Annotated in this window: 16 protein-coding genes; 2 read left to right on the plus strand and 14 right to left on the minus strand. The window is 58.8% G+C overall.

Going from position 1 to position 17,055, the window contains the following annotated elements:
• The 8 genes from menE to IAE48_RS02390 all read right to left on the minus strand — a co-directional run bounded on the left by menE (position 1) and on the right by IAE48_RS02390 (position 7,910).
• Entirely contained in the window at positions 1–1,365 is a 1,365-nt protein-coding gene (gene menE, locus IAE48_RS02355; protein WP_200133351.1) for an o-succinylbenzoate--CoA ligase, read from the minus strand.
• Positions 1,362–2,327, minus strand: coding sequence for an o-succinylbenzoate synthase (gene menC, locus IAE48_RS02360; RefSeq protein WP_200133352.1), 966 nt, complete (start codon positions 2,325–2,327; stop codon positions 1,362–1,364). Before menC ends, menE begins: the two co-directional genes overlap by 4 nt.
• Complete coding sequence (gene menB, locus IAE48_RS02365) at positions 2,327–3,184, minus strand: 1,4-dihydroxy-2-naphthoyl-CoA synthase (RefSeq protein ID WP_042714289.1); 858 nt, start codon at positions 3,182–3,184, stop codon at positions 2,327–2,329. Before menB ends, menC begins: the two co-directional genes overlap by 1 nt.
• Positions 3,181–3,957, minus strand: coding sequence for a 2-succinyl-6-hydroxy-2,4-cyclohexadiene-1-carboxylate synthase (menH, locus tag IAE48_RS02370; protein WP_200133353.1), 777 nt, complete (start codon positions 3,955–3,957; stop codon positions 3,181–3,183). Before menH ends, menB begins: the two co-directional genes overlap by 4 nt.
• The gene (menD, locus tag IAE48_RS02375; protein ID WP_200133354.1) at positions 3,954–5,624 is read right to left on the minus strand and encodes a 2-succinyl-5-enolpyruvyl-6-hydroxy-3-cyclohexene-1-carboxylic-acid synthase; all 1,671 of its coding nucleotides are present in this window, start codon (positions 5,622–5,624) and stop codon (positions 3,954–3,956) included. Before menD ends, menH begins: the two co-directional genes overlap by 4 nt.
• A gap of 71 nt (positions 5,625–5,695) precedes the next feature.
• Entirely contained in the window at positions 5,696–6,991 is a 1,296-nt protein-coding gene (gene menF, locus IAE48_RS02380; RefSeq protein WP_200133355.1) for an isochorismate synthase MenF, read from the minus strand.
• Positions 6,992–7,092: 101 nt separating this feature from the next.
• Entirely contained in the window at positions 7,093–7,395 is a 303-nt protein-coding gene (gene elaB, locus IAE48_RS02385; RefSeq protein WP_023479917.1) for a stress response protein ElaB, read from the minus strand.
• A gap of 53 nt (positions 7,396–7,448) precedes the next feature.
• Positions 7,449–7,910 (minus strand): GNAT family N-acetyltransferase, encoded by a 462-nt coding sequence (locus IAE48_RS02390; protein WP_200133356.1) that lies wholly within the window; start codon positions 7,908–7,910, stop codon positions 7,449–7,451.
• A 62-nt stretch (positions 7,911–7,972) separates the two neighbouring features.
• Here IAE48_RS02390 and rnz point away from each other — a divergent pair, with 62 nt between their 5' ends.
• Together rnz and IAE48_RS02400 are read left to right on the plus strand one after the other, a co-directional pair.
• The gene (gene rnz / locus IAE48_RS02395) at positions 7,973–8,890 is read left to right on the plus strand and encodes a ribonuclease Z (RefSeq protein WP_200133357.1); all 918 of its coding nucleotides are present in this window, start codon (positions 7,973–7,975) and stop codon (positions 8,888–8,890) included.
• Positions 8,891–8,968: 78 nt separating this feature from the next.
• Positions 8,969–9,994, plus strand: coding sequence for a chemotaxis protein (locus IAE48_RS02400; RefSeq protein WP_023479862.1), 1,026 nt, complete (start codon positions 8,969–8,971; stop codon positions 9,992–9,994).
• A 657-nt stretch (positions 9,995–10,651) separates the two neighbouring features.
• Here the strand turns inward: IAE48_RS02400 and nuoN are convergent.
• The 6 genes from nuoN to nuoI all read right to left on the minus strand — a co-directional run bounded on the left by nuoN (position 10,652) and on the right by nuoI (position 17,050).
• Positions 10,652–12,109 carry an NADH-quinone oxidoreductase subunit NuoN gene (nuoN, locus tag IAE48_RS02405; RefSeq protein WP_023479817.1) on the minus strand — a complete coding sequence of 486 codons (1,458 nt, stop codon included), beginning with the start codon at positions 12,107–12,109 and terminating at the stop codon, positions 10,652–10,654.
• A gap of 6 nt (positions 12,110–12,115) precedes the next feature.
• Positions 12,116–13,642: an NADH-quinone oxidoreductase subunit M gene (gene nuoM, locus IAE48_RS02410; RefSeq protein WP_023479637.1), complete on the minus strand. Its 1,527-nt coding sequence runs from the start codon at positions 13,640–13,642 to the stop codon at positions 12,116–12,118.
• A gap of 162 nt (positions 13,643–13,804) precedes the next feature.
• Entirely contained in the window at positions 13,805–15,646 is a 1,842-nt protein-coding gene (gene nuoL / locus IAE48_RS02415; RefSeq protein WP_200133358.1) for an NADH-quinone oxidoreductase subunit L, read from the minus strand.
• Positions 15,643–15,945: an NADH-quinone oxidoreductase subunit NuoK gene (gene nuoK, locus IAE48_RS02420; RefSeq protein ID WP_023479838.1), complete on the minus strand. Its 303-nt coding sequence runs from the start codon at positions 15,943–15,945 to the stop codon at positions 15,643–15,645. Before nuoK ends, nuoL begins: the two co-directional genes overlap by 4 nt.
• A complete protein-coding gene (gene nuoJ / locus IAE48_RS02425; RefSeq protein WP_023479675.1) occupies positions 15,942–16,496 on the minus strand; it encodes an NADH-quinone oxidoreductase subunit J in 555 nt (184 codons plus the stop codon). Before nuoJ ends, nuoK begins: the two co-directional genes overlap by 4 nt.
• A gap of 11 nt (positions 16,497–16,507) precedes the next feature.
• Complete coding sequence (gene nuoI / locus IAE48_RS02430) at positions 16,508–17,050, minus strand: NADH-quinone oxidoreductase subunit NuoI (RefSeq protein ID WP_023479728.1); 543 nt, start codon at positions 17,048–17,050, stop codon at positions 16,508–16,510.
• Positions 17,051–17,055: the final 5 nt, after the last annotated feature.

Here is a 17,055-nt window from a genome sequence, read left to right on the forward strand (position 1 = left end):
CTAGCGCTGCTGCTGGTTCACCCATGTTTGCAGGGCGCGGCGGGAGATTTTGATGCCGCCGTTTTTCAGCTCCTCTGGTAAAGGCAGCCAGCGCACCGGCTGTTGAAAACGCGCCAGCTTATCCGCCGCCCAGTGGCTGAGGGCCGCGGCATTGACCTCGCTTTCGCACTCAATTACCGCGACAGGGCGCTGCCCAAACTCCACATCATCAACCGGCACCACAAACACCTGCTGGACCTGCGGATGACGGGCAATGGCGCGCTCTATCTCTTCAGGCTGAATGCCTTCGCCGCCGCTGAAAAAGAGGTTATCCAGCCGGCCATGCAGGGTGAGGCGCCCTTTATGCAGCGTGCCGCGATCGCGGGTGGCAAACCAGCCGGCATCGTTAAGCAGGGGCAGCAACGCACCGTTGCGCCAGTAGCCTGCGGCGAGGCTCTCTGCACGCAACCACACCTCTTCGCCGACAATTTTTACCTCACGCCCCGGCAACGCATAACCGACATCCGGCGCGCCGTCGGCCTCTTTTGCACATACTGTCGAGGCAAACTCCGTTAAACCATACCCGCACCAGCAGCGGATACCGCGCTCGCGTGCCTGTTCGGTCAACTCAACGGGGATCGCTGCACCGCCGAGCAGCACCGCTTTCAGCGACAGCGGGGCATTCTCATTGAGCAGGCGCCAAAGCTGCGTCGGCACCAGCGACGCATGGCTGCAGCCGCGCAGCGCCTGATCCAGCGGCAGCTTGTCGTGCACCGTCATGCGCGCCCCCGCCAACAGCCAGCGCCATAAAATGCCCTGCCCGGAGACATGAAACAGCGGCAGCGAGAGCAGCCAGTCATCGTCCGCATCAAAAGGAATGAGTGCCACTACGCCCTGCGCGCTGGCCAGATGGGCGGCGCAGGTATGCACCGCCGCTTTTGGCAAGCCGCTCGAGCCGGAAGTGAGCGTCATTGATGCCAGCCGCTGCGGCTGCCATTCAACAGCGTGCTCACCAGGCGCTTGCGCACAGCGCAGAGGGATCAAATCGTGTGCCAGCGGCGCGGGGGTGAGATCGAGGGCGAAGCGCAGGGTCATGGCGGGCAGCAGCGCATCCAGCAAGGCGGCGGGAAGCTGCGGGTTGATAGGTAACACTCGTGCGCCGCACTGCAATAGCGCCAGCCAGGCGAGCACCGTCTTAGGCTGGTTGCGCGCGCGCAGCATTACACCATCCCCCACGCCGATACCCTGGCGAGCAAAGCCGCTTGCCAGCGCATCCACCTCGGCACAGAGCTGCTGCCAGTTCAGGGTATGCTGATCTGAGCGCAGCGCAGGCTGGTCGCAGCGCTGCTCGCGCCAGTATCGCCACGGCCAGTCGGGAAAATTCATAGTAACGCGTCCAGTTCCGCCGCCGCGATGCAGGGCAGTTCGCTGCCGGGCCAGCGGCGAATCAGCTGCGCGGACATCAACTGTAAAGTATCAAGACCGGGCACGGTGCCGGGCGTCAGCCAGGCGGCAATCCGCGCCAGCTGCGTTAGCCCAAGGCTCGACTCCAGCGATGAGCTGATCACCGCCGTCAAGCCGAGCGCATGTGCTGCCGCGACCTGCTGCGCCACCTTTTGCAGGCTGCCGGTGAGGGTTGGCTTGATCACTACCGCACTGACACCGGGCTGAGGCGTAAAGGTGAAATCCGCCTCGCGCAGGCTCTCATCCCAGGCAATCGCGATGCCAGTCTCCTCAGCAAAGGCCAGCGACGCTTCGCGGCTCTGGCACGGCTCCTCCAGAAAAGCGATGCGTGAGCGGTTGGCTGGCGCGACATATTTAGCGAACTGGCGAGCTTTCAGCGGCGTCCAGGCGCGGTTAGCATCCAGACGCAGGCGCAGATCGGGGATCGACTCCAGCAGCAGATTGACCACCATGCCGTCGCGCACCGCTTCGTACAGACCGACTTTCACCTTCGCCAGCTTCTCACCCGGCAGCGCGGCGAGTGCGGCAAACAGCTCATCGGGATCGCCAGTGCAGAGCATCGCCGCGCGGTAGTCGGCAGGCTGCGGCAACTGCCCCGCCAGCTCGGCCAGCGCACAGCTCAGACCAAACGCCGCGCTGGGTTGCGATGGCAGGGCGGGCGATGCGCCGTCACGCCAGGCTTGCACCCACGCCATCACCGCAGGCTGCACCTCATCCAGCGTCTCAATGCTGAACCCCGGCAGTGGGGTAATCTCCCCCCACCCTTCGCCGCCGTTTTCCTGCAACTGGATTAAGAGCCCGTCACGGGTTTTCAGCCGACGCTCGCGCAGCACCACGCCTGCATCCAGCGGGATCTGCCAGCGGTAGATCTGCGCCTGGCGCATTACGGGTTCCGTTTAAATTTGCTGAAGTCAGGCTGGCGCTTCTGGTTGAAGGCGTTGCGACCCTCCTGACCCTCTTCGGTCATATAGAAGAGCATGGTGGCGTTGCCCGCCAGCTCCTGCAGCCCCGCCTGGCCGTCGCAATCTGCGTTCAGCGCTGCTTTCAGGCAGCGCAGCGCCATCGGGCTGTTTTGCAACATTTCACGGCACCAGCGCACGGTCTCTTTTTCCAGATCCGCTAATGGCACCACGGTGTTGACCAGCCCCATATCCAGTGCCTGCTGCGCATCGTACTGGCGGCAGAGGAACCAGATTTCGCGCGCTTTCTTCTGGCCAACAATGCGCGCCATATAGGACGCGCCCCAGCCGCCGTCGAAGGAGCCAACTTTCGGGCCGGTCTGGCCGAAGATCGCATTTTCCGCTGCGATGGTGAGATCGCACATCATATGCAGCACATGACCGCCGCCGATGGAGTAGCCCGCCACCATCGCCACCACCGGTTTCGGGCAGGTGCGGATCTGGCGCTGAAAATCGAGGACGTTGAGGTGGTGCACACCGGAGTCATCCTGGTAGCCGCCGTAATCGCCGCGCACCTTCTGATCGCCACCGGCGCAGAAGGCTTTATCACCTTCACCGGTCAGGATAATCACCCCGATATTGTCGTCGTAGCGCGCATCGGCCAGCGCCTGGATCATCTCTTTTACCGTGACAGGACGAAACGCGTTGCGCACTTCCGGGCGGTTGATAGTGATTTTAGCGATGCCGTCAGCGGATTTTTGATAGCGAATATCGCTAAAGCCTTCAGAGCAGTCGTGCCACTCAACGGCGGCATAAAGTTCTTTTTCATCAGGGTAGATCATGGTCGGTCCTTAATCTCAAGAGGCAGAATTCGCGCCAGCAGGGCAGCAACGGCCGCGGGATTCTCCCGGTGCGCGTTGTGCCCGGCGGCAGGAATGGCGTAACAGTGGCGCGCGACTTCGCTCGCCAGCGCCCGAAACTTACGGTCATGTTCGCCAAAGAAATAGTGAACGGGAAAAGCGGCGTCCCGCAGCGCAGCGCGCAGATCGGGCTGGCGGCCCAAGGACGTCGCCGCCAGCATATGCGCCAGCGCGTTGCCATCGTTATGACTACGAAGCGCAACCAGCGCCGCACGTTCTGTCTCTGTCAGTGCGGCAAATATTGGCTGGCGATACCAGGCATCAAACACCTCACTGAGCGGCTGGTGGCGCAGGCGCTGAGACCACGCTTCATCAGTCTCCAGCCTTGCGGCACGCGCCTGCTCATCGGTAAGCCCTGGGTGGCCGCCTTCGATAATGATGCCCTGCAGCCCCGCTGGTTGCTGGCAAGCGTGAAACATCGCAATGCGGCCGCCGAGGGAGTACCCCACCAGCCAGTAGCTTAGTATGTTGTAACGACTAAGCGTCGATCGCAGCAGCGCATCCATCCCGCTAAAGGAGTCGACACAGGTTGTGGCGGATGCGCCGTGGCCTGGCAGGTCGAGATAGAGGCGCGGGAAATCCGCAAGCGCTGCGCCGACGGGCTGCCATTCGCGGCCATCACCAGAAAAACCGTGCAGAAAAACCAGCCACGGCAGCGGTTGTCGACCGGCATGGATCTCTGCGTGCAAACTCATAGCTGGCTGACCTGCGCGACAAGGTTTTGCAGGGTCTGCGCACCATCCGTCTCGTTTACCACCACCTCAATCACCGTCGCGCCCGGCTTCTGCCAGGCCTCGCTCAGCGCCTGCTCCAGTTGCGCCCAACTCTCCGGGCGGTGGTAAGGAAGATCGAACATCGCGGCGGCATGATCGAAATGGACATTCTGCGGCATCAGATAGAAGCGCTCGCGCTCGGCGGGCGGCGTCGGTAACAGGGAGAAGATCTGCCCGCCGTTGTTATTGACCACCAGCAGCACAAAGGGCGCGGAGGCCTGGCGCAGCAGTGCGAGGGCGTTAAGATCGTAGAGCGCAGAGAGATCGCCGACGATTGCCAGCGTCGGGCGCGCGGTAGCCCGCTGCACTCCGGCCGCTGTCGAGAGCAGGCCATCAATGCCGCTCGCGCCGCGGTTACTGTAGACCGGATAACCTGCCGGCAGCTGCGCAAGCGCATCCACCAACCGCACCACCAGACTGTTGCCGAGAAAAAGCTGCCCCTGGTTTGGTAAGTAGTTGCTAATACGATGTGCGAGCTGCGCTTCGCCGAACGCCTCACGCTGTAGACGCACGCGCTCCCAGGCAACTGCTGCAAGCGAGGTCAGCGTTTCGCACCACGGCGCGCGGGGTTCAGCCGGATGCAGCGCCAGCCAGCCAGCCACATCCGCCACTAAACGACGGCCGCGATGGTGCGCCGGATCGAGCCTGCCGGGAAGGTTATCAATCAGCCAGTACTCTTGCGGCGCGCAGGTCGCCTGCCACTGTAAAAGACGTTTTCCGGTCAGGCTGCTGCCAAATTGCAGCACAATCTGCGCCTCGCTGAGCGCCTCAACGGCCTGGCTATTAGCAAGCCAGAGATCGGCGCAGGGCAGCGGCTGCCCGGTTTGCGATAACACATCGCCAATCAGCGGCCAGCCGAGGGTTTTCGCCCACTCCGCCAGCTTGCGCCCTTCGGCTGCGCTCATACGCCCGGCAATCACCACGCCACGTTTCTGCCGCCAGGAGAACCAGTCCCGCTGGGTATCAATGCCACAGGACGCGCTGGCCTGTAACCAGGGCTTATCATCCTGCCACCAGTCGCCCAACGCCTGCTGCCAGCCAAGCCCGGTCTCATCCATTTCGCCATACAGCGGCTCGGCAAACGGGCAGTTAATATGCACCGCCCCGCCCTGCAATGTGCCCAACACATTATCAATCGTCGAGACCAGCCAGCGCGCCGGAATATCCTGTGAAGGGCGCGGTAAGGCAATAGCCTCTGTCGGATGGGAAGCAAAGATGCCGGGCTGACGAATCGCCTGGTTGGCACCGCAATCAATCAGCTCCGGCGGACGATCCGCCGTCAGCAATATCAATTTCTCGCCGGTCAGCCCGGCCTCAATCAGCGCCGGATAGAGGTTTGCCACGGCGGTACCGGAGGTGACGATCACCGCCACCGGTTCACGGCTCGCTTTCGCCAGCCCTAGCGCAAGATGGCCCAGCCCGCGTTCATCAAAATGGGTGTGATGAATAAATGCGCGGTTTTCGGCGGCGGCGAGCGTCAGCGGCGTCGAGCGGGAGCCTGGCGCAATGCAGATATGCCTGACGCCGTGGCGCGTTAAGGCTTCCAGAATCACCGCGGCCCAGCGTCGGTTGAATGAGCTTATCGACATGAATTTGTCCGGTATCAATATTGGGACTAAGTATAAATTTTCTGAAATGATGAGTTTTTGATATAGGTCGTCTATGGGTGCGTCTGTAGCAACAACGATCGCAGCCCGGCGGCTTTATTATCGATCTCCTGCCACTCCTGCTCAGGGTCGGAACCGGGCACAATGCCTGCCCCGGCATAGAGCCGCACCGTCTCGCCGCTCACCTTCGCCGAGCGCAGCGTCACGCAGAACTCACTCTGCTTACGCGAAAGATAACCTGCCGACCCGGCGTACCACTCGCGGGCAAACGGCTCGTGGCGGGCGATAAAACGACGGGCTTCAGGGCGCGGTAACCCCGCCACCGCCGCTGTCGGCTGGAGCAGATCTAAACAGAGGGCATCGTCTGCCACCCGCAGGTCGCTCCAGATACAGCGCCGCAAGTGCTGCACTTTGCGCAGCCGCACCACCTGCGGCGGCAGCACATCCAGCGCGCCAGTCTGCTGCTGCAACCGCTGGCAGATATCCTCCACCACCAGCATATTTTCACGCTGGTTTTTATCGTCACTCATCAACCATGCTGCATGCTGCTGTGCCTGTGCGTCGTCATCATGATTTGCCACCGTCCCGGCCAGCGCTTCGGTGCGCAGCGCCACGCCGCGTCGCCGCCATAACCGTTCGGGGGTCGATCCCAGAAAGGCGGTCTGGTCGTTGAAACGATAGAGAAAGTGGAAGCAGTGCAGGTTGAGGCGTCGGCTGGCGGCCATCAGCGCGCCAGCATTAATTGGCGCATCGAAGCGGTAATCGGTGGCGCGGGCGAGCACGACTTTATCCAGTTCGCCGCGCTGCATGGTCTCAAGCGCCTGGCTTATCAGCGTTTCCCACCCCTCACGCGTCGGGAAGTGGTGCTGTTCAACACAGCGAGCTGGGCTCATCGCCAGTGGAGTAGCAGGTGAGAGCGCGTTAAGAAAATCGGCAGCACACTGCGCATCATCACGCAGCGAGGTGGCGCTATAGAGATAGAGGCGCAGCATCGCTTTGCCTCCTTCGCGCCGCCATTCGAGGCGGGGCAGAAAGAGCGCGCCCTCACTTGGTTCAAAAGCGTTAAGCCCCCAGACGCGTACATCGTCGGGATACCCCTGCAGCTGCTGTTGCGCCTCAGCAAGTGAAGTAAACGTGCGTAACGCGCCAAGGGCGGCCGCTTCGTCATCACCGCTGCGCTGCTGCCAGTAAAATTGTGGAAAAACACGCTGAGCCGTAAGCCATGTCAGCGGGTCGAATGCATTGTTTAGCGGGAAGGGAACGTCAAAGAGGGTAAAACCAGCAGCATCAGGAAACGTTTCGGCAAGGCGCTGATGTAGATCGCCAAGCGCAGAGGACAGAGAAAACATGCGAACCCCTCCCGGAAAAACGGCACGGTTTTAAAAACCACACAGTATACGGGGTACTACGATGAATAGCAGTACCCCCTTCCAGGGAGGGGAGATAAAGATTAGCGACGGGCTAAAAGCAGACCCAGCACCAGACCTACAGCAGCACCAGCACCAACGCCCTGCCACGGTTTTTCGTGCACATAGTCATCGGCACGGTAAACCGCTTTTTTCGCACGATAGTAGTAGGTATCAGACGCGCTGCTGACGCGGTTTTTCACATCATGCAGCGCCTGTTCGGCACGTGCTTTCAGCTCAATGTACTTCTGGTCAGCGGGATCGCCCGATGAGCGGAGAACTTCTTCCAGCGTTTCGCTCAGCAGGGTCAGGTCGTCGTCAATGTGTGAATCGAATTGATTAGTCATCTCTTTTCTCCATGTTATGCACCTGTACGCTAACTATAGACAATAGCTGGCGTTTACGCCTGGCCGACCTCGCGCGCCATGCCGATGTGGGGAATGCCATCTTCATCATAGATTTCGGTGACCGGCTGGAAACCGAACTGTTGATAAAAGGGTTGCAGATGCGCCTGTGCACTCAGGTATAGCGCGTGCTGCGGCCAGTATTGCAGGCAGGAGGCCACCGCGCGCGACATCAGTTGATAACCCAGTTTTTCCCCGCGTACGCTGGCGCTGACGATCACTCTGCCGATGGCAACGGGCGAGAAATCATCGTTACTTTTCAGAATCCTCGCATACGCCACCAGCTCATCACCCTGCCAGCCGAGCAGGTGGCGGTTCTCTCCCACCAGGTCGTCGCCATCAATATCGAGATAAGGGCAGGTCTGTTCGACCACAAATACTTCGCAGCGCAGTTTCAACAGCGCATAGAGCGCAGGAACGGTCAGTTCGGAATGGTGCAGGTCTTGCCAGCGGATCATCGTTATCTCCTCAAATAGACTCATGTGGTTATACTAGATTCTTTTCATTTCAGGCAAAGCATGTGGAACTGATCTTCTTAGGTACTTCAGCAGGCGTCCCGACGCGGGCGCGCAACGTCACCGCCATTCTGCTCAATCTTCAGCACCCGACGAGCGCCGGACTGTGGCTTTTCGACTGTGGTGAAGGTACGCAGCATCAACTGCTGCACACCGCGTTTAATCCGGGCAAGCTGGACAAAATTTTTATTACCCATCTGCATGGCGACCATATTTTTGGCCTGCCGGGCCTGCTCTGCAGCCGGTCGATGGCGGGCAATACGCAGCCGCTGCACATTTACGGCCCGCACGGCATCAAGGAGTTTGTTGAGACCGCGCTGCGCCTGAGCGGTTCGTGGACCGACTATCCGCTAACCATTGAAGAGGTGAAGCCGGGGCTGGTGATGGATGATGGGCTGCACAAAGTGACGGCCTTCCCGCTGGCGCATCCGGTGGAGTGTTACGGCTATCGCGTAGAAGAGCACGATAAACCGGGCGCGCTGAATGCCGCTGCACTTGTCGCCGCGGGCGTTCCCGCCGGGCCGCTGTTCCAGACATTAAAGGCGGGCGGTAGGGTGACGCTGGATGACGGGCGCATTATCGATGGTAAAGATTACCTGGCACCCTCCGAGCCGGGTAAACGGCTGGCAATCTTCGGCGATACCTCGCCCTGCCCCGCCGCGCTGGAGTTAGCGAAAGATGTTGATGTGGTGGTGCATGAAGCGACGCTTGAGAGTGCCATGGAAGAGAAGGCCAACAGCCGCGGGCACAGCTCAGCGCGGCAGGCGGCGCAGTTGGCTCAGCAGGCTGGCGCTTCACGTCTGGTGATTACCCATATCAGTTCGCGTTATGACGCTGAGGGGAGCCAGGCGCTGCTAAAAGAGTGTCGTGAAATCTTCCCGGAGACGACCTTAGCAGCAGATTTTGACGTAGTTCGCATTTGATTTTAATTTAGGCACTCTATTTTTTCGCCGTCATGCCGATAATAAGTTATACGCAGGCATTTCTTCTTTGAGGGCATGATGGATAATTTCCAGAAAGACATCGATGACAGGGCGAATCTTACTCTGTCGAACCGGTTTGAGCTGTTGCTGTTTCGCCTTGGCACATCATTAGATGCGACGAAATCTGAGCTGTTTGGCATCAATGTGTTTAAGTTGCGCGAAATCGTACCGATGCCCACATTTACTCGCCCTGCGGGAATGAAGCCGCCGTTGATGGGGATGGTCAATATCCGCGATCAGGTGATCCCGGTAATTGACCTCTCCGCCGTCGCCGGGTGTAAACCGGAGACCGGCTTAAACATTCTGCTGATCACTGAGTATGCCCGTAGCGTGCAGGCTTTTGCCGTCGAGTCCGTCGAGAACATTACGCGCCTGGACTGGAAACAGGTGCACACGGCGGAGAAAGCGATCAATGGCCGCTATATCACCAGTATTGCCTGCCTCGATGATGATAAGGACACCAACAACCTGGCGATGGTGCTGGACGTTGAACAGATCCTCTATGACATCGTTCCGGCGGATCATGACGTTCACGGCGATCATGTGCCGGATAAGAAATTCAACCTGAAACCGGGTTCCATCGCGATTGTGGCTGAAGACTCCAAAGTGGCGCGCGCCATGCTGGAAAAAGGCCTGAACGCCATGGAGATCCCGAGCATGATGCACATCACCGGCAAAGATGCGTGGGAGAAAATCCAGCTTATTGCCCAGCAGGCGGAAAAAGAGGGTGTGCCGGTAAGCGATAAGATCTCAATGGTGCTGACCGATCTGGAGATGCCGGAGATGGACGGCTTTACCCTGACACGCCTGATCAAAACCGATCCGCGCCTGAAAAATATCCCGGTGGTGATCCACTCTTCCCTCTCCGGCAGCGCTAACGAAGATCACGTCCGCAAAGTGCAGGCCGATGGCTATGTCGCGAAGTTCGAAATTAACGAACTTTCAGCGGTGATCCAGGAGGTGCTCGATCGCGCAGCGAACAACGTTCGCGGCCCGCTGATCAGCCACCGCCAGATGGCCCCGACCCCGCTGCTGGCGAAGTAACGCCGGCACAACGATTAAAGGCGCTACCGTCGGTCAAACGGTAGCGCCTTAAGTACGTTTCAGGTCATTACAAGAACGACAAGATCAGCTGTAGTACAGCAATGATGATCGTGATTACGCGTTTCGCGAATTCACGGTTATCCATCATCCGTTTTCCTCAACCGAGGAAGGAGCCGCCCGGACTGGTCCTCAAACTCCCCCGAATCAGGGCGAGCAGATGTTGAGTATTACTTACGCCCCTTCCAGGCCTGAACCCTGCCACCACCACGTGTTACAGCGGGGGAAATCCTTTGCCCGGCCCGAAAGTTAGATGCAGTAACCCCAACGAATTTGATTCTACACCTCACATAACCAACTGAAATATAATTAAAAAACATCAGGGAAAACGACCTGTTTTCGGGCGTTTTTCTTAAACATCCGCTAACCCAACTGTTTGCGCTTGAAATAAAACAGCATATATCGGAAGCTTCAACGCGTTGAGTATTGCATACGCTCTTACCCCCTGACGGGCCGGAAACGTAAACAACGGCGTGGCGCATCCCTCACCAGTTTGCGCTATACCGTTAAAACCCCAGCCCCCCCCGCTGGGGTTTTTTATGCGCAAAAAAAACCGCCAGGCTGCAAACCCGGCGGTTTTTTCATTTGCGCAAGGCGCGATTACATCATCGGCAGCGCCAGCTGGACGATGCTAATCAGCGGCTGCGGATAGATACCGAGCACCAACACCAGCAGAGCGGAGATGAGTACCACAATACCGCCCGCGCTGTAGGCCCAGTTCGACGGCGCATCGCGGTTCAGCTGCTGCGGCGCGTTGAGATAGAGGCTCACCGCAACACGCAGGTAGTAGTAGAGACCGATTGCAGAACCAACCACCACCGCACCGGTCAGCCACCACAGGTTGGCCTGCACACCGACAGCCAGAATGTAGAACTTACCGATAAAGCCCAGCGTCATCGGGATACCCGCCAGCGACAGCATCATCACCGTCATTACCGCCGAGAGAATCGGACGGTGCCAGAAGAGGCCGCGATAGGAGTAGAGCGACTCGGCGTCCGGACCGCGATACGGGCTGGACATCAGGCTTACTACGCCAAAGGCACCCAGGCTGCTGAAGAGATAGCCGGCCAGGTAAACGCCAACGCTCTCCATCGACATCTGGCCACCGCGCAGGGCAATCAGCGCCACCATCAGATACCCAAGGTGAGCGATGGAGGAGTAACCGAGCAGACGTTTGATATTGGTCTGGCTCAGCGCCATCAGGTTACCGAAGATAATGGAGACAAAGGCGATAACGCCCAGCACCACGCGTACGGCTTCGCTGTTACCTACCGGCGCATAGAGGAATAGACGCATCAGCACGCCGAAAATGGCGATCTTGCTGGCGGTCGCCAGGAAGGTGGAGACCGGCGCAGGCGCGCCCTGGTAAACATCCGGCGTCCAGAGATGGAACGGCACCAGCGACAGTTTAAAGCCGAGGCCGACAATCATCAGACCGAGACCCGCCAGCAGCAGCGGCTCGTGCAGCACGCCTTCACCGAGGTTTTTACCAATGGCGACAAACGACAGATCGCCGCTCTGAGCGTAGACCAGCGCAATCCCGAACAGCAGGAATGAGGAGGCGGCCGCCGACAGAATGGTGTATTTGATGCTGGCTTCCAGCGAGCGTTTCTGGCGGAAGGCGTAGCCCACCAGCCCGAACAGCGGCAGAGAGATCAGCTCAATCCCGAGGAACAGCGACGCCATGTGATTGGCGTTAGCCAGCAGAATGCCACCCAACGCGGCAATCAGCACCAGCAGGTAGAACTCTTCCTTGTTGTCGCTATAACCTTCAAGCCACGGATAAGCAAAGGTGCAGGTGGCGAGGCTCGCCAGCAGCACCAGCCCGGTGTAGAGCATGGCGTAGCCATCGACGCGCATCAGCGGCGTCACATCCATTGCCCCGGCGTGGCCAACGAACCACAGCGAGAGCAGTGCAACGTTCAGACCAACGACCGACAGCGTGGCATTGAAGAAATGGTTGCGTCGCCACGCAATGGAGAGCATCACAACCACCACCGTCAATCCGACGATTAGCAGCGGCAGCAGCGCAATCAGGTGTTGTGGAGTTATTGTCATGGCGAATTACGGCCTTGTAGTAATGGAGTTAACAAACCACTGCTGGATATTGCCCATCGCAGCGTGCGAGGTATCCAGAATCGGCTGCGGATAGAAGCCAAGCAGTACCAGAAGCACGACCAGGATAAGGATCATAAACAGCTCGCGCAGTGACAGACCCGGCAGCGTCTGGTTCGCGATTTCGCTCTTCGCTTTACCGAAGTAAGCGCGATGCAGCATCGCCAGCGAGTAAACGGAGGCGAAGACCAGACCGAAGGTGGAGATCACGGTAATCATCGGTACAACCTGGTAGCTACCGAACAGGATCATGAACTCACCGACGAAGTTACCGGTACCCGGCATCCCCAGCGTCGCCACAGCGAAGAACATCGACAGCGCCGGCAGCCACTTAATCTTGCTCCACAGACCGCCCATCATGCGCATATCGCGGGTATGCAGACGTTCGTAAAGCTGACCGCAGAGAATAAACAGACCCGCCGCCGAGAGACCGTGGGCAATCATCTGAATCACGGCGCCCTGGTAGGCCAGCTGGCTGCCGGTGTAGATGGCAATCAGTACGAAGCCCATATGGGAAACGGAGGTGTAGGCGATAAGACGTTTGATATCGGTCTGCGTGAAGGCCATCCACGCGCCGTAGAAGATACCAATTACGCCAAGCCACATGGCAATCGGTGCAAACTCCGCCGAGGCGTTCGGGAAGAGCGGCAGCGAGAAGCGCAGCAGACCGTAAGCGGCGGTTTTCAGCAAAATCCCGGCGAGGTCAACGGAACCTGCGGTCGGTGCCTGCGAGTGCGCATCCGGCAGCCAGCCGTGCAGCGGCACCACCGGCATTTTCACCGCAAAGGCGATAAAGAAGCCGAGCATCAGCAGGTATTCAACGTTGTGGGACATCGGCGTTTTCAGCAGCTCTTCATAGTTGAAGGTCCACACGCCGGTGGCGTTGTAGTGCACAAACACCAGGCCGAGGATGGCAATCAACATCACCAGACCGCTTGCCTGGGTATAGATGAAGAATTTCGTTGCCGCGGTGATACGCGTCTTCCCGTCGGAGGCTTTATGGCCCCACAGCGCAATCAGGAAGTACATCGGCACCAGCATCATTTCCCAGAAGAAGAAGAACAGGAACATGTCGATGGCAAGGAACACGCCGATAACGCCGCCGAGGATCCACATCAGGTTCAGGTGGAAGAAGCCCTGATATTTCTCGATTTCACGCCAGGAGCAGAGAACCGCCAGCACGCCAAGAAAGCCGGTCAGCACGACCATCAGCAGCGACAGACCGTCCATCGCCAGATGGATAGTGATGCCGAAGCGCGGGATCCAGTCGTGTTTAAAGCTCTCCTGCCACGTCGGGAAATCGGCAGCCTGCGATAAAGAGTAGCCACCCTGCAACCAGAGTTGCAGAGAGAGCGCCAGCGTCAGTCCCATGGTGATCAGGGCGATCCAGCGAGGCACCTTCACGCCGAAGCGCTCGGTTTGCCAACACAGGAAACCACCGATAAAGGGAATCAATATTAGCCAGGGTAATAACATGGCGATTCATATTCCTTGTTTAAGTCCAGCTCAGGCTTTCTGGCTCGTCATCTGACTTCACCGTTACTGCCTGTCCTTTCGGACCTGATTTTCAACGAATTTTCATAAAATTCAGATTCTGCTCGCAGGCCGGAGAACAACTCTGCTCCCCGGCCCAGGAACTCAGCGCAACACCATCAGCAGACCGAGCACCACAACGGCACCGATACTCATGGAGGCCACATACCAGCGCAGATAACCGTTCTCGCTGAACAGCAGCCCTTTCCCGGCAAAGCGGGAGAGGATCGTCGGAAGGTTCATCAGCGCATTCAGCGGATCGCTCTTCAGCAGCCAGGCAACGCCCAGATACGGTTTAACGAAGATGCGATCGTAGAGCCAGTCGAAGCCCCAGGCATTGAACCACCAGGTGCCGAAGAAGCGGCCCGCCGCGCTGTTGGCAATCGATGTCACCAGCGTGCGTTTACCCAGCCACAGCCAGGCGGCCAGCAGAATGCCGATCACCGCCACTGCGCCAGAAGCCACTTCCAGCATCACCACGCTGCTGTGCGCCAGCTCAGCCGTTTCCGGCAGAACACCGCGCAGCGGTGGCACAATCATCGCGCCAACGAAGGTGGAGAGGATCAGCAGCACAATCAGCGGCAGGTGATGGGTAATCCCCTTCCCTGCGTGGGCGTGAATCTGCTCTTTGCCGTGGAAGACAATGAAAATCAGACGGAAGGTGTAGAGCGAGGTCATAAACGCCCCGACCAGACCCGCAATCATCAGGTTAACGTGACCGTTCGCTACCGCTCCTGCGAGGATCTCATCCTTACTGAAGAAGCCCGCGGTAATCAGCGGCAGTGCAGAGAGCGCCGCGCCACCGACCAGGAAGCAGGCATACACCAGCGGAATCGACTTACGCAGGCCGCCCATCTTGAAGATGTTCTGCTCGTGGTGGCAGGCGAGGATCACCGAACCGGAGGAGAGGAACAGCAGCGCTTTAAAGAAGGCGTGCGTCATCAGGTGGAAAATCGCTGCGTCCCATGCCTGCACGCCAAGCGCCAGGAACATGTAACCAATCTGGCTCATCGTCGAGTAGGCGAGTACGCGTTTGATATCGGTCTGCACCAGCGCGGCGAAACCGGCCATCAGCAGCGTGACCGCACCAACGATACCGACCAGATGCAGCACTTCCGGCGTCATCAGGAACAGACCGTGGGTACGGGCAATCAGGTAGACACCTGCGGTAACCATCGTTGCGGCGTGGATCAGCGCAGAGACCGGCGTCGGGCCAGCCATCGCGTCTGCAAGCCAGGTCTGCAACGGCAGCTGGGCCGATTTACCGACCGCACCGCCCAGCAGCATCAGGGTCGCCCACATCAGCATATGGTTGCCGTTGGCGAAGTGCTGCGGCGCCAGCTCGACCATCTCGCGGAAGTTCAGCGTGCCCAGCTCGTTGTAGAGGATGAACAGTGCGAACGCGAGAAAGACGTCACCGACGCGGGTCACGACAAACGCTTTCATCGCCGCTGCGCCATTCTTCGGATCGGTGTAGTAGAAACCGATCAGCAGATAGGAGCAGAGACCCACGCCTTCCCAGCCGAGGTACATCAGCAGCAGGTTATCGCCCAGCACCAGAATCACCATGCTGGCGATAAAGAGGTTGGTGTAGGCGAAGAAGCGAGAGTAGCCGTCCTCCCCGCGCATATACCAGGAGGCGAACATGTGGATCAGGAAGCCAACGCCGGTGACTACCGAGAGCATGGTCAGCGACAGGCCATCCAGCACAAGATTGAAACCGATATTGAAATCACCGACCGCCATCCACGTCCACAGCGGCTGAACAAAAGCCTGCTGGCCGTTGTTGAAGAACTCAACGCCAACCAGCGCCGTGACCAGCGCCGAGAGACCAATTGAGCCCATACCAACGGCGGCGGAGAGATTCTCCGACCAGCGGCCACGGGAGAAAGCCAATAACACAAAGCCAATAAGAGGAAAAATAATGGTTAAGGCGAGCATGTTCATCCACGCATCTCACTTACTGAATCGATATTCAGACTCTGGCGGCGACGATGAAGTTGCAGCAGCAGCGCCAGGCCAATGCTCGCTTCCGCAGCGGCAAGGCTAATGGCGAGAATATACATTACCTGACCGTCGGTCTGGCCCCAGTAGCTGCCGGCGACCACAAAGGCCAGCGCGGCGGCGTTGATCATGATCTCAAGCCCAATCAGCATAAACAGCAGATTGCGGCGAATAACCAGACCAGTCAGACCCAGCACAAACAAAATCGCCGCGAGGATCAATCCATGTTGTAACGGGATCATGCATGCTCCTCCGTTTTTCTTTTCGCGCGGTCATCCGTGCGATTGCTCAGCAATTCGCCAGGTCTCTCTTCACGTCCAAGGTGGAACGCGACAACCAGACCTGCCAGCAGCAGCATTGAGGCCAGCTCAACCGCCAGAACGTAAGGACCAAACAGCGTAATACCGACCGCTTTCGCGCCAATCGCCGTGCCCTCGATGCCCTGATCGTTAACGCCCATAATGGCGTAGATCATGACGCCCAGCAGCACCGCAGAGAGCACCGCAGGACCAATCCAGATTTGCGGCGTGAGCCAGTTACGCTCCTGCTCGACCACCGAATTGCCCATGTTGAGCATCATCACCACGAAGACGAACAGCACCATGATGGCCCCGGCGTAGACGATGATCTCCAGCGCCCCGGCAAAGTACGCGCCGAGGGAGAAGAAGACCCCGGCAATCGCCAGCAGAGAGATGATCAAGTACAGCAGCGCATGCACCGGATTGGTATGCGTAATCACGCGTACCGTCGTCAGGATGGCGATCAGGCCACAGATATAAAAAGCGAACTCCATTGCCCCTCTCCTTACGGTAACAGGCCTTTGACGTCGATAGGCTTGGCTTCGTTTTCCGCTTCGCCCTTATCTTTGCCGTCGATTGCCATACCTGCCATCCGGTAGAAGTTATATTCCGGGTATTTGCCCGGACCGGAGATCAGCAGATCCTCTTTTTCATACACCAGATCCTGGCGCTTGAACTCACCGAGTTCGAAGTCCGGCGTCAGCTGAATCGCTGTTGTCGGGCACGCCTCTTCGCACATGCCGCAGAAGATGCAGCGCGAGAAGTTGATACGGAAAAACTCCGGATACCAGCGGCCATCAACGGTTTCCGCTTTCTGCAGCGAGATACAGCCAACAGGACAGGCAACCGCACACAGGTTACAGGCTACGCAGCGCTCTGCGCCGTCCGGATCGCGCGTCAGCACGATACGGCCACGGTAGCGCGGGGCCAGGTAAACCGGCTCTTCCGGGTACATACGCGTTTCGCGTTTAGCGAACGCATGCAGGCCAATCATCCAGATACTGCGAACCTGGGTGCCAAAGCCCACGAATAACTCTTTTAACGTCATGGTCT

The organism is Kosakonia sp. S57 (assembly GCF_016516575.1).
Taxonomy (GTDB): domain Bacteria; phylum Pseudomonadota; class Gammaproteobacteria; order Enterobacterales; family Enterobacteriaceae; genus Kosakonia; species Kosakonia cowanii.

Coding starts and splice junctions, on each gene's coding strand:
- menC (WP_200133352.1), bottom strand. CDS start 2,327: ATGCGCCAGGCGCAGATCTACCGCTGGCAGATCCCGCTGGATGCAGGC.
- IAE48_RS02400 (WP_023479862.1), top strand. CDS start 8,969: ATGGATAATTTCCAGAAAGACATCGATGACAGGGCGAATCTTACTCTG.
- nuoK (WP_023479838.1), bottom strand. CDS start 15,945: ATGATCCCGTTACAACATGGATTGATCCTCGCGGCGATTTTGTTTGTG.
- nuoJ (WP_023479675.1), bottom strand. CDS start 16,496: ATGGAGTTCGCTTTTTATATCTGTGGCCTGATCGCCATCCTGACGACG.
- menB (WP_042714289.1), bottom strand. CDS start 3,184: ATGATCTACCCTGATGAAAAAGAACTTTATGCCGCCGTTGAGTGGCAC.
- menE (WP_200133351.1), bottom strand. CDS start 1,365: ATGAATTTTCCCGACTGGCCGTGGCGATACTGGCGCGAGCAGCGCTGC.
- nuoL (WP_200133358.1), bottom strand. CDS start 15,646: ATGAACATGCTCGCCTTAACCATTATTTTTCCTCTTATTGGCTTTGTG.
- menH (WP_200133353.1), bottom strand. CDS start 3,957: ATGAGTTTGCACGCAGAGATCCATGCCGGTCGACAACCGCTGCCGTGG.
- IAE48_RS02390 (WP_200133356.1), bottom strand. CDS start 7,910: ATGATCCGCTGGCAAGACCTGCACCATTCCGAACTGACCGTTCCTGCG.
- elaB (WP_023479917.1), bottom strand. CDS start 7,395: ATGACTAATCAATTCGATTCACACATTGACGACGACCTGACCCTGCTG.
- menD (WP_200133354.1), bottom strand. CDS start 5,624: ATGTCGATAAGCTCATTCAACCGACGCTGGGCCGCGGTGATTCTGGAA.
- nuoN (WP_023479817.1), bottom strand. CDS start 12,109: ATGACAATAACTCCACAACACCTGATTGCGCTGCTGCCGCTGCTAATC.
- nuoI (WP_023479728.1), bottom strand. CDS start 17,050: ATGACGTTAAAAGAGTTATTCGTGGGCTTTGGCACCCAGGTTCGCAGT.
- nuoM (WP_023479637.1), bottom strand. CDS start 13,642: ATGTTATTACCCTGGCTAATATTGATTCCCTTTATCGGTGGTTTCCTG.
- menF (WP_200133355.1), bottom strand. CDS start 6,991: ATGTTTTCTCTGTCCTCTGCGCTTGGCGATCTACATCAGCGCCTTGCC.